Origin of the sequence: Bifidobacterium callitrichidarum (genome assembly GCF_003129905.1) — a bacterium.
In the GTDB taxonomy this organism is placed as follows: domain Bacteria; phylum Actinomycetota; class Actinomycetes; order Actinomycetales; family Bifidobacteriaceae; genus Bifidobacterium; species Bifidobacterium callitrichidarum.
Genome location: NZ_QFFM01000006.1, coordinates 42371 through 54741, shown reverse-complemented (window position 1 = coordinate 54741; position 12371 = coordinate 42371). Strand labels below are relative to the sequence as shown.

8 protein-coding genes are annotated in these 12371 nt (G+C 62.2%); 2 read left to right on the top strand and 6 right to left on the bottom strand.

What is annotated here, in order from left to right:
* Positions 1-269: 269 nt before the first annotated feature.
* Positions 270-998, top strand: coding sequence for a class I SAM-dependent methyltransferase (locus tag DF196_RS03880; protein ID WP_109056583.1), 729 nt, complete (start codon positions 270-272; stop codon positions 996-998).
* A 376-nt stretch (positions 999-1374) separates the two neighbouring features.
* Here the strand turns inward: DF196_RS03880 and DF196_RS03875 are convergent, their stop codons facing one another.
* The 4 genes from DF196_RS03875 to DF196_RS03860 form a co-directional block, all read right to left on the bottom strand.
* Positions 1375-3393, bottom strand: a complete 2019-nt coding sequence (locus tag DF196_RS03875; protein WP_109056582.1) for an ABC transporter ATP-binding protein — start codon at positions 3391-3393, stop codon at positions 1375-1377.
* Positions 3390-5315: an ABC transporter ATP-binding protein gene (locus tag DF196_RS03870; RefSeq protein ID WP_109056581.1), complete on the bottom strand. Its 1926-nt coding sequence runs from the start codon at positions 5313-5315 to the stop codon at positions 3390-3392. The genes DF196_RS03875 and DF196_RS03870 overlap by 4 nt, the downstream gene beginning before the upstream one ends.
* Positions 5312-5785 carry a MarR family winged helix-turn-helix transcriptional regulator gene (locus tag DF196_RS03865; RefSeq protein ID WP_109056580.1) on the bottom strand — a complete coding sequence of 158 codons (474 nt, stop codon included), beginning with the start codon at positions 5783-5785 and terminating at the stop codon, positions 5312-5314. Before DF196_RS03865 ends, DF196_RS03870 begins: the two co-directional genes overlap by 4 nt.
* Positions 5786-6113: 328 nt before the next feature.
* The gene (locus DF196_RS03860; RefSeq protein WP_109056579.1) at positions 6114-8366 is read right to left on the bottom strand and encodes an exo-alpha-(1->6)-L-arabinopyranosidase; all 2253 of its coding nucleotides are present in this window, start codon (positions 8364-8366) and stop codon (positions 6114-6116) included.
* Between the two features lie 313 nt (positions 8367-8679).
* On the opposite strand from DF196_RS03860, the gene DF196_RS03855 reads away from it, so the two are divergent.
* Complete coding sequence (locus DF196_RS03855) at positions 8680-9279, top strand: TetR/AcrR family transcriptional regulator (protein WP_109056578.1); 600 nt, start codon at positions 8680-8682, stop codon at positions 9277-9279.
* 299 nt (positions 9280-9578) lie between these two features.
* On the opposite strand, the gene DF196_RS03850 is transcribed toward DF196_RS03855, so the two are convergent.
* Positions 9579-10499 carry an alpha/beta hydrolase gene (locus DF196_RS03850; RefSeq protein ID WP_109056577.1) on the bottom strand — a complete coding sequence of 307 codons (921 nt, stop codon included), beginning with the start codon at positions 10497-10499 and terminating at the stop codon, positions 9579-9581.
* Positions 10500-10559: 60 nt separating this feature from the next.
* Positions 10560-12239: a CocE/NonD family hydrolase gene (locus DF196_RS03845; RefSeq protein ID WP_109056576.1), complete on the bottom strand. Its 1680-nt coding sequence runs from the start codon at positions 12237-12239 to the stop codon at positions 10560-10562.
* Positions 12240-12371 lie beyond the last annotated feature (132 nt).

Sequence of the window (12371 nt, the reverse complement as noted above, 5' to 3'; positions counted from 1 at the left end):
TCCGGCATGGCTAGACTGGGATGCGGCTAGGGGAGCGATTTCGCTGAGACCGTTTGGGACCCTTTGAACCTGTGAGACAATGCTCGCGTAGGGAAGCAACGTGTTGTTCCGCGAAGGTTCGGGTTACGAAGCGGTGATCCGGTGCTTTCGGTGCTCTGGCCGCAGTAACGATAACGGGCTGTTTCGCATGCGGATGACGAATGCGCGCGGCACAACCCACGAAGTGCTTCATGATGCACTCGTGAAGCACACGGAGTAAAGGAATCGCCATGACCAAGGCCAAATTCGACGGATACGCAGCGGACTACGACAGCTGGTTCATCGCCAACGAGAACGTGTTCCTCAGCGAACTCAAGCTGCTCAAGCTCTCCCTTGACCTGGCCGGGGTCGCCGGAGACGGCTCCGACTCCAGAATCCTGTCCGTCGGCTGCGGCAGCGGCCTGTTCGAGAAGGCGCTCAAGGATGAGTACGGCCTGACCGTCACCGAGGGCGTGGAACCGTCCGAGGATATGGCGGCCATCGCCCGCAAGCGCGGCATGGAGGTGCAGATCGGCACCGCCGAAACCGCCGACCTGCCAGCGGATGCGTACGACGTGATCTACTTCAACGGCAGCTCCAGCTACATCCCCGATCTGACCGTCGCGTATCGCAACTGCCTCGACGCACTGAAGAGCGGCGGCAAGCTCGTTCTCATCGATGTGCCGAAGGAAAGCGCCTACGGTCTCATGTACCTGCTCGCCTCCGTGCAGGACGGCTATTCCAGCCATGAGCTTGAGGGCACGATGCCCGAGCTCCCCTACCCCATCGAGCTTGCAAAGTCCGCGTACTGGCACACCACCGAGGAGAAGATCGGCATCCTGACCGACCAGCTCGGTCTGAAGAACCTGAAGTACGCCCAGACGCTCGTGGCCAACCCGGTCTACACCAACCGCGGCGTCGAGGAGCCGACCGAAGGCTACACCAAGGGCGGCTACGTCGCCATCGTGGCGGAGAAGTAGGCGCGATTCGCTTGCGGATATGAGTGTGCCCCGACGAAATCGATTCTTCGTCGGGGCACACTCATATCCGTAAGCTGTCACAATTTTGACGATTCGATGACAGATATTCAAATAAGTGTTCGAAATCCTTTAATTTTTTTATCTTCTCTTCCGAATACCATCCGGTGACATCGGATAAGTCATAATCCCCGCAAATGCGGGGCATTCTCATAAATGTTTTACCTTCTCGGTTCATTCCCGCGACTGCGAGACATCATCAGTGTAGCGTGTACACATATTGGCGCGCGGATATGACAAGACTCCCCTCAGCCGGACTCTGCCGACCAAAGGGAGCCTTGGGAATCTACTCGACGGATGGACTCCTGTCCGAACCGAGCTACTCCAGTTCCACCGCGCCGGTGTAGAGCTGGTAGTACTCGCCCTTCTGGGCGATGAGCTCGTCGTGGGAGCCGCGCTCGATGATGTTGCCGTGGTCGAGGACCATAATCACATCGGAGTTGCGCACGGTGGACAGGCGGTGGGCGATCACAAAGACCGTGCGGCCCTTCATCAGTGCGTCCATGCCGGCCTGCACCACTTCCTCGGTACGGGTATCGATGGAGGACGTGGCCTCGTCGAGAATCAGCGCGGGCGGGTCGGCCACGGCGGCGCGAGCGATCGAGATGAGCTGGCGCTGGCCCTGGGACAGGCCGGAGCCGTCGCCGGCGAGCACGGTCTGGTAGCCGTTGGGCAGCATGCGGATGAAGCTGTCCGCGTTCACCAGCTTGGCCGCCTCGATGCATTCTTCGTCCGTGGCGTTCAGACGGCCGTAGCGGATGTTGTCCATCACGGTACCGGTAAACAGGTTCACATCCTGGAGCACGATGCCCAGCGAGCGGCGCAGGTCAGGCTTCCTGATACCGGCCACGGAGATGCCGTCGTAGAGGATCTGGCCTTCCTGGATGTCGTAGAAGCGGTTGATGAGGTTGGTCACCGTGGTCTTGCCGGCACCAGTCGCACCGACCAATGCCACCTTCTGGCCGGGCTTGGCGAACCAGGTGATGTCATGCAGGACCGGCTTGTCCGGGTTGTAGCCGAAGGTTACGTTGGTGAAGCGCACGTCGCCCCTGAGCAGCGTGTACCGGCCGTCCGGGGAGGTGATTGCCTGCTCCTTGGCCTTGATGGCCACCTCACGGGCGGAACCGCGCAGCTTTTCGGCGGCCTTGAGGGAACGGGTGCCGTCGTCGCCGGCCTCGCGCTTCCACGCCCAGTGTCCGGTCTCATGGTCCACTTCGGTCATGGTGCGGCCGTCCTCGCCGAGCTCGACGTTCACCAGCGTCACGGTGCCGCCGTCCTGCTCCACGGGCTCGTCCATCAGCGCGAAGATGCGGGAGGCACCGGCGAGGGCCATCATCACCATGTTGAGCTGCATGGAGACCTGGCCGAGCGGGTTGATGAACGAACGTGAGAGCGTGAGCAGCGAAATCAGCGTGCCGAGGGTGAGCGAGCCGAAGCCGGACAGGCCGAAGTTGCCCACGCCGGCGAGCGCCATGGCGCCTCCGACGATGGCGAGCAGGATGTAGAGCATGTAGCCCATGTTGCCCACGATCGGCATCGTGACGTTGCCCCAGGTGTTCGCTTCGGCGGAGGCCTCGAACAGTTCCTGGTTCTTCTTGTCGAAGGTGTCCTGCGTGGCGTCCTCGTGGTTGAAGACCTTGATGACCTTCTGGCCGTTCACGGATTCCTCTACGAAGGCGTTCACGTCGCCCAGCCACTGCTGCTGCTTGACGAAGTAGCGGCCGGCGCGGGAGACGACCACGCGCACGATGAAGAACAGCAGCACGGTGAACAGCAGCACGAACAGGGTGATCGGCACGGAGAGCCACAACATGGAGATGACGGCCGCGATCGCGGAGATCAGCGAGGCGAACATCTGCGGGAACGACTGGCTAATGGCCTGACGCAGCGTATCGGTGTCGTTGGTGTAGCGGCTCATGATGTCGCCGTGTTCGTTGGTGTCGAAGTAGCGAATCGGCAGGTGCTGCTGGTGGGCGAACATGTCGTCGCGGATCTTCTTGAGCGTGCCCTGCTCGACGGTCACGATGAGCCACTGCCACAGCCAGCTCGCCACGATGCCGGCCAGGTACAGGCAGCCCATAAGCGTGATGGCGCGGAGCAGCGGGCCCCAATCGGGATTCTTGGCGCCCACCATCGGCAGGATGTACGTGTCGATGAGGGACTGGAGGAACAGCGCGGAGCCGGCCTGGGCGGCGGCACCCACGAGGATGCATGCCACGATGGCCATCACACGCCAGCGGTATTGCATGATGTAGCCGAAGATGCGCTTGGTAGTGCCGGGTGCCGGCTTGCCCATGCCCGGCTTGCGGTTCTTGAAGTTCTGCTTCGCGTCGCTCATCGTGCCTCTCCTTCCTGTTCGGCGCCGCGCACGGCGGCGGCTTCGCGTGCCGCAGCCTGTTCGATCTCGGCCTGGCCTTCCGCGGTGTTCTTGGTCTGGGATTCGTAGATGGACCGGTATTCGTCGCAGGTGGCGAGCAGTTCCTCGTGCGTGCCACGGGCCATGATGCGACCCTCATCCATCACGAGGATCATGTCCGATTCCTGCACCGAGGCCACACGCTGGGCGATGATGATCTTGGTAGTGTCCGGGATCTCGTGGTGGAACGCGGCGCGGATCAGCTGGTCGGTCTTGGTGTCCACGGCGGAGGTGGAGTCGTCCAGAATCAGGATCTTCGGCTTCTTGAGCAGCGCGCGGGCGATGCACAGGCGCTGACGCTGGCCGCCGGAGACGTTGGTGCCGCCCTGTTCGATGTACGTGTCGTACTTGTCCGGGAACTCCTGGATGAACCCATCGGCCTGGGCGAGCTGGCAGGCGTGACGGATCTCCTCGTCCGTGGCCTCCGGGTTGCCCCAACGCAGGTTCTCGGCGATGGTGCCGGAGAACAGCACGTTCTTCTGGAGCACCATAGCCACCTGGTCGCGCAGGACCTCCAGATCGTAGTCGCGCACGTCGCGGCCGCCGACCTTGAGCGTTCCGGCGGAGACGTCGTACAGTCGCGGGACCAGCTGGACCAGCGAGGACTTGGCGGAGCCGGTGCCGCCCACGATGCCCACGGTCATGCCGGAGGCGATCTTCAGGTCGATGTCGTCAAGCACGGGCTTTTCGGAGTTGTCCGAGTAACGGAAGGTGACGTGGTCGAATTCGATGGAGCCGTCCGCCACACGGTCGACCGGGTTGGCGGGATCGGTCACGGTGCTCTGCTCCTGCAGGACCTGGCAGATACGTTCGGCGGAGGCCTGGGAGATGATGAACATGACGAAGATCATCGAGAGCATCATCATGGACATGAGGATCTGCATGGCGTAGGTGACCAGTGCGGTCAGGTCGCCGGTGGTCAGGCCCATCGCGGCGTTGTTGCCGGAGGCGACGATTTGCTGGGCACCCATCCAGGAGATGAGGATCATGGAGCCGTAGATGCAGAACATCATGATCGGGCTGTTGAAGCTCATGATGCGTTCGGCGAGCGTGAAGTCCTTGAAGATGCGCTTGGAGATGCGATCGAACTTGGAGATCTCGAAGGACTCGCGGTTGTAGGACTTCACCACGCGGATGCCCTGCAGGTTCTCGTCCACTACGTTGTTGAGCGCGTCATACGTGTGGAACACGCGCTCGAACACCGGGTGCACCAGCACCGCCAGGCCGCACAGGCCCAGACCCAGAATCGGGATGCAGGCCAGGAACACCATAGAGATGGACGGGCTGATGCGGAAGGAGAAGATCCAAGCCACCACGACCATGATCGGGGCGCGCACGCCCATGCGGATCATCATGGCGTAGGCGTTCTGCAGGTTGGTCACATCAGTGGTCAGTCGTGTGATGATCGAACCGGTGGAGAAGCGATCGATGTTGGTGAAGCTGAAGCCCTGCACCTTCTCGAACTGGTCGTGGCGCAGGTTCTTCGCGAAGCCGGCGGCCGCGATGGCGGCGAACTTTCCGGCCAGGAAGCCGCAGGCCAGGGAGATCAGCGAGCAGGCCAGCAGAATCAGGCCGAACTTGACGATGGCCGGCATGCTGCCGTCGGTGATGCCCTGGTCGATGAGCGCGGCCATGACCGTGGGGATCACGATTTCCAGGACGCTTTCGATGGTCACGAACAGCGGAGCCAACCAGCTTTCCTTGGTGTATTCACGCATGGACTTGCCCAGCGTGCGGATGACGTGCTTCGGTCGGTCCGGCTCTGCGGACTTGCGCGACTGTTCGATAGCCGTTTCGGTGGCGACGATGTTGTTCTCGCCGACGTTGTCGGTCGTATCGCTCATTTGCTCTCCTCCTTCATGTCTTGTTCGTATTCTCGTTGTGCGGCGTCGATGTTCGCTCGCATGCGTCTGACGTAATCACGCATGGCCGCTTGTTCCTCGGCGGTGAGCCCCTTGAGCAGCATCTTCTCGACACGCTCGCCGTTCGCCTTGAGATCGGCCACGATGGCATCCGCCTTATCGGTGAGCACGATGCGCTTGAGCCTGGCATCATGGGCGACCGGCTCGCGCACGATCAGCCCTTTCTTTTCCATCAGCGTCAATACGCGGGACGCGGTGGAACGTGTGATGCAGAATTTCTGCTCGATGGTGTGCTGGTAGACATCGCGGTCACGGTTGCGCGCCAGGAAGATGATGATATGGGCGTTGCCGCCGGTGGCCATGCGGGCCGATTCCGGCATGCTTTCGCCCAGATACCGATCCACGGCCTTGCTCAGTGAGCGCATTTCGACGCTGAGGGCATGATGATCCATATCGCTCCCCCATTCGTTTGCCCGACTGTTTTCATACTTGCGTTGCATGTGCAACTGTTGTATATGCAACGAAAAATGATAATGGGTGCCGCATACAACAGTTGCACATGCAACAATCAGCGTGTCGCGGGGCGGAGTACAAGGATGACAAAACCAGGCAGATACGGCATCGGCTCCCCTCTCTGAGGGGGAGCTGTCGAACGTAGCGAGGCTGAAGAGGAGCACCACGGATATCCCGTTTGGCTACTCCCCTCAGTCAGCTTTCGCCGACAGCTCCCCTCAGAGAGGGGAGCCGGATTTACACGCTATGACAGTCGTGCCATACGCCCTACTTTGTCAGCTTGGCGTATTCGTCGAGCAGGTAGGAGGTGAGGGTCTTGCCGCCCTCGCCGAGCAGGGTGGGCAGCGAGTTGATGGGCATGGACTTGAGGAACATGCGCATCATGGCGTTGTTCGGCAGGACGGGCAGGCCATCGGCGCCGGCTTCGGCCGCGGCGGCAGCGGCCTCGACCACCTTGCCGCCCACCGGGTCGGATTCCCATTCGCCGTAGGTGGACCATTCGTCAAGCGGCAGGGACTTGCCGTCACCGTCGAGTTCCACGGTCACGGTCGCGGCGATGTCACGGCTGGAGGTGCCCACCTCGATTGTGTATTCGCCGGACTCCACGTGCCAGTCGTTGAACTTCTCGGACCAGTATGCGAAGGCGCGCTCGTCGAGGTCGATGGTCACGGTCTTGGACTCGCCGGCCTTGAGGAACACCTTCTCGAAGCCCTTGAGCTCGTGGACCGGACGGGCCACGTCGGAGGTACCCGGAGCCACGTACACCTGCACGGTTTCGGCGGCGTCCACGTCGGACGTGTTGGTCACGGTGGCGGTCACGGATGCGGTGTTGGCACCGGTCTTGGCCACGGTCACATCGGAGATTGCGAAGGTCGCGTAGCTCAGGCCGTAGCCGAACGGATAGTCGACGGCCTTGCCGTAGGTGTCGTAGTAGCGGTAGCCGACGAACACGCCTTCGCCGTAATCCACATGGCCTTCCTCGCCGGGCCAGTTGAGCATGCTCGGGTCGTCGTTGATGTCCAGCGGGATGGACTGGGCGAGCTTGCCGGAGGGGCTCACCTTGCCGAAGATCACGTCGGCGAGCGCGGGGCCGCCGGCCTGGCCGAGCAGCCACGACTCCAGGATGCCCTTGGCGGAGTCGGCCCACGGGGCCACGGAGACGACCGAGCCGTTGGACAGCACCACGGCCACGTTCTCGTTGACGGCGGCGATACGGCGCAGCAGGTCGAGCTGCTTGGCCGGCATGTCCAGGGTCTCGCGGTCGAAGCCCTCGGATTCGGCGGCTTCGGGCAGGCCCAGGAACACGAGCGCCACATCGGAGGCTTCGGCGGCCTTCACGGCTTCAGCCTCCAGAGCCGGGTCGGCCGGCTCGAGATCAAGCGTGAAGCCGGGGGCGAAGTCGGCCTTGATGCCACGTTCGGCGAGCGTGTCGAGGAACGAGGTCATCTTGGTGGGGGTGATGTGGGAGGAGCCGCCGCCCTGGTAGCGCGGGGTGCGGGCGAATTCGCCGATGACGGCGATCTTGGCGTCCTTCTTGAGCGGCAGGATCGCATCCTCATTCTTGAGCAGCACCATCGATTCGATGGCGGCCTGGTGGGCGACCTCGTCATGCCCGTCCACATCGAAGCGGTAGCCGTCGATGCTCATGGCGGCGCGGGCCTTGTCCGTCAGGTCGATCATGCCCTGGGCCATGCGGTCGAGCTGGGCGGGGTCGATGCGGCCGTCGCGGGCGGCGTAGACGATCCGGTCGTCCGTGAAGCTCGGCGGCATCTCCAGGTTGAGGCCGGCGTTGAGGGAGGCCACACGGTCGTGGTCGGCGCCCCAATCGGACATGACGATGCCCTTGAAGCCCCATTCACCTCGCAGCACGTCGGTGAGCAGCCAGTGGTTCTGGGCGGAGTGAACGCCGTTGATGCGGTTGTAGGAGCACATGATGGTCCACGGCTGAGCGGTCTTGACGATGTGCTCGAAGGCCGGCAGGTAGATCTCGCGCAGGGCGCGCTGAGAGATGCGGGCGTCCACGCGCAGACGGTCGGTCTCCTGGTTGTTGGCGGCGAAGTGCTTCAGCGAGGTGCCCACGCCCTTGGACTGCACGCCCGCGACGATGCCGACGGCCTCATGGCCGGCCAGGTACGGGTCCTCGCTCCAGTATTCGAAGCAGCGGCCGCCGAGCGGGTTGCGCTTGATGTTGACGCCGGGGCCGAGGATGACGGCGACCTTCTCCTGGATGCATTCCTCGCCCATGGCCTCGCCGACCTTGTGGATGAGTTCCGGATTCCACGAGCTGGACAGGCCGGCCGCGGGCGGGAAGCAGGTGGCGGGCACGGAGGCGTCCAGATCGGTTTCGCCGGTGCTGGCAGCCAAGGACTTACGCAGGCCGTGAGGGCCGTCGGTGATCATGTAGCCGGGAATGCCCTTGGACTCGACGCCCTGCAGATGCCAGGCGTCGCCGCCGGAGGTGAGGGAGGCCTTCTCTTCGAGGGTCAGGTCCTTGACGGAGGGGTAGGTGTGCTCGCTCATGTGTGCCTCTTTCCTTGAGTCGCGTGCGATGACAATCGTTTACGTCGGTTCGGCCCGGTTCGGGGATTCGTCCGCGAATTCCTTCAGCCGATTTTGTCTCGACCAACCGGTTGGTAGGTAGATTATCAAAATCGACAGGCCAACACGCCGAAATCATTTGAAATCACTACTAACCGACCGTAAGGTTACAGGTATTCTGTTATCGGCAACAACCGGCATACCAATGGAGAACGGTTCGACACAACAGCGTGCATCGCACAACGTATTCGACCGCCGTGTTCTCATCGACGGAACAGCAGAGAAGAGGCCCCGCATGAGCGATTCCAACCCCTCCCCCACCACGCAGACGGACGACCGCCGTGCCGCCATCATCGACGCGACCGTGGAATCGTTCGGCAAACTCGGCTACTACGGCACCTCGCTACAGCGGATCGCCACCGAAGTGGGGCTTACCAAGGCCGGCGTGCTGCATTACGTGGGCAGCAAGGAGGGACTGCTCAGTTTGGTGCTCGGCGAGGTGTATGACCGCGAAACGTTAGACATCATGGCTGCCATGGTGACCGAACGGCGACCGCTTATCGCGGATATGTGGCGGCGCATCGTGACGGTGAACGCCAAGCGACCCGCGCTGGTGCATATGTTCTCCACGCTCAGCGCCGAGGCGCTGGACCCCGAACATCCTGCGCATGACTATTTCGCTGACCGCGAGCACCAGGCCGTATCCAACGCTATGAACATCAACTGGTGCGTGCCGGATGGTGTGAATGTGGAGCATGTGCTGCAGGCCGGTTTCTCGATGATGGATGGGTTGCAGCTGCGTTGGCTGCGCACGCCCGGTCAGGACCTCACGACCATGTGGGCCGACTGCGAGGATGTGCTCATGCCGCTGCCGATGTGGGATGGATACCGGTAAAGGCACAGGGGCACCGGAGCACCTATAAGAAGCGCCTCGATACCCTCTGAGCGAAGCAATTCAGCCATGAATCAACCGTTTTGCCTCGCCGAAATCGTCTCAGCGCGGCAAAACAGGCATCAACTCACCGGACGCCACACCTACGGTCATCCACGAAGCTCGACCGGCAAAAGGCAACCCAGACTGCTTCACCCAGGAACACGCGAGCGGGGTTGGACGGCCAGTAAGTGACCTTCCAACCCCGCTCAATAGGTATCCGGTTCGGTGGAACCAGCCGAATCCCGACGTCTCCGTCGAATTCAGATGTAATGCTTGCAGTAGTCGGCGATGTCGCGAACCACCTGATGCGCTTCGGCGGCTTCGGGGTCACCGGCCTGCACGATGTTGAACACATGTCCCAGCGCACGTTCGGTGCCCTTGGGCCACACGCTCATGGCATGGTCCTTGTGACGCGCGTGCAGGATGCGGGCCAGCTCGTAGGTGTTGTCCGCGATGAAGTCCTCCACGCTGGTGATCATGTAGATCGGCGGCACGGCACCATCCACGATGAGCTTATCCAGGTCAAGATACGGCGTGATCTTGATGCGGTCGGCCGGCGTCTGCAGATAGCCTTCCATGTAGTAGCTCAGCGCGGTGGCGTGTACGCCGCCGGACAGACGGAACATGCCGGAGGTCACTACGAGGGCCTTCACGTCGACGCCGGAGGGCTTGAGCCCCAAGGCGCCCGCCAGTTGCGGCGAACCGTTGGCGGCCGTGAGGTACAGGGCCAGCGCACCGCCTGCGGAATCGCCGGTCACGCATACGCGCTCGGCATCAAGGCCATATTCGGCGCCACGGTCGCGGATCCAATCGAGCACGGCCATCGCATCCTTGAGCTGTGCGGGGAAGCTCACCGAGGGAACCAACGAATAGTTGGCGTTGACCACGGCGAAGCCCTGCTTGGCGAGCAGCATGTCACGGCACTCGTTGTTCTCCTTGTTGCCGTAGTACAGACCGCCGCCATGGAAGTCCACGATCACGGGCAGCTTGGTTCCGGCCTCGGCATCGGCCGGCGTGTACACGTCCAGCAGATGGGCTTCGCTGCCATCATCGATGTACGCGATGTCCTTGCGGCGATTCACGCCTTCCGGCAGCACCTGCACTGCCAGATGCGGCGCGTCTCCGGCGGTCATGGCCGCCACGTTCGCGGTGAACAAGTCGCGCGCTTCCTGACTAATCATGATGTTCGTTTCCTTTTCTTGTATTGAAATTCAGATTACTTATTCGTTGTTGCCCGCAGCTCAGCCGCGTACCGGCAGCACGATGGCGGAGGGGGCATCGGCGCCCATGTGAATGGTCTGATGCGCCACCTGCGGCTCGGTCTGCTCACTCCACAGGCCGGCATGATTGGTGTGCACGGCGTACTGCGGGAAGTCGGAGGAGGAGATGTCGCAGCGGATGCGGGATCCCGCAGGCACCTTCCAGCAGATGTCCCACATGTCGATGGTCACGCGGCGCACGTCGCCAGGCGTGTATGGGGCGGCATCAGGTGTGTCCAGACCGATGGTGGTGATGGAGGTGCGGTAGTTGCGGGCGGTACCGTCCGGGTCCACGCACATGAGCTTGGCGGTGAAAGCGGTGTCCGGCGCGCTGGAGGAGACGTACAAATCCACGCTGATTTCGCCTTGGATGTGCAGATCGTGTTCCAGCGGCTCGGATTCGAAGGTGATGACATCGTCTCGGTAACCGGGTTCGGGTTGGATGCGTGCGCCGATCTCGTTCATGGTGGTCAGCAACGCTTCGCCGCCGCGGGTCATGACGGGATTCTCGGGATCGTAGTCGTACTCGACGCTCGACGCGGACTGCGCAGCGACACCGGCCAGAGAACCGTTTTCAGCCAGATACAGCTTGACCTGCTTGGTGTCCTCGGCGGGCAGCGGCCAAGAGGTGGAGGTGTGCCAGGAGTCGTCACCGACCTCGTAGTATTCCACCTTGCGCTCCGGGGTCTTCTTCTGCTTGAGCGTCAGGTCGAACCATTCGAGCGCGGCGGGCACTTCGGTGGCGTCCAGGTTCTCGGGCTCCAGGCCCTCCAGCGGGTTGAGGAAGTAGTGGTTCCAGCAGCCGATACGCAGCCAGGAGTGTTTCTTGATGTCCTCGTTGAGCGCAGCATAGCCGGTCAGGGCGCTGCCAAGGTGATGGTCGAACCAGCCTTCGTGGATGAACATTGGCACCTTGACGCGACTTGGAATCTGCTTGAGCAAGCCCCAGAAGCCCTCATCCCAATAGGAATCGGTTCCCTTGGGGTGGCTGATCCAATCGCGGTACCAGTCGAGACGACCGCCCCACATGTCCTCATCCACGGTCATCTGCGGCAGGTGTCGCGCGGATTCGAGGTAATCGGCGGAGACGGGATGGCCGGCGTTCTGCATGGCCCAGGCAGTGAGCACGTCGCAGCGGAACGAGCCCTTCTGATAGGCGGAGGAGAAGCGGTCGGTGCCGTAGTGGTTGGCGCAGATGGAAGCGACCTTCGAGGTGGTGATGTCGGCCACGGTCCAGCAGGTCAGGGACAGGTATGAGGTGCCCCACAGGCCGATTACGTCAATCCAGTCCTGCTGTTCGCACCAGGCGAGCAGGTCGGCGCCGTCGTTGCGTTCGTTGACGTTCGGCTCCCACGTACCGCCGGAGGTGTAGGTGCCGCGACACCATTCGCATACCATCGCGTAGCCACGACGGTTGAGCTGTTCGCCGTGCAGTTTCCACAGCTCGACCTGTTGCGGGTAGGGGCAGCGGACCACGATGGTGGGCCACGGGCCGGGTGTGGCGGGTTTGAAGATATCGACGGTCAGTTCCACGCCGTCGCGGCAGGCGACCTTCGTGGTCTCGCGTTCGCCGGGCTCGCATTCGGGCTTGAAACGGGAGGATTCGTATTGATTGGTGATGTTGTTGAGATAGCGGGTCAGAAAATCGTCGATGTCGCTCATGGGATACTCCTTAGTACTTATACGGCACATGTGCGTCGATGCACGGTGCCGGCCAGCGTCAATGGATAGAGAGGAAAACGAAGAGGGAAGGAAAACAACCGCGCAGCCACCTGAGGAGGAATGATGTGGCCG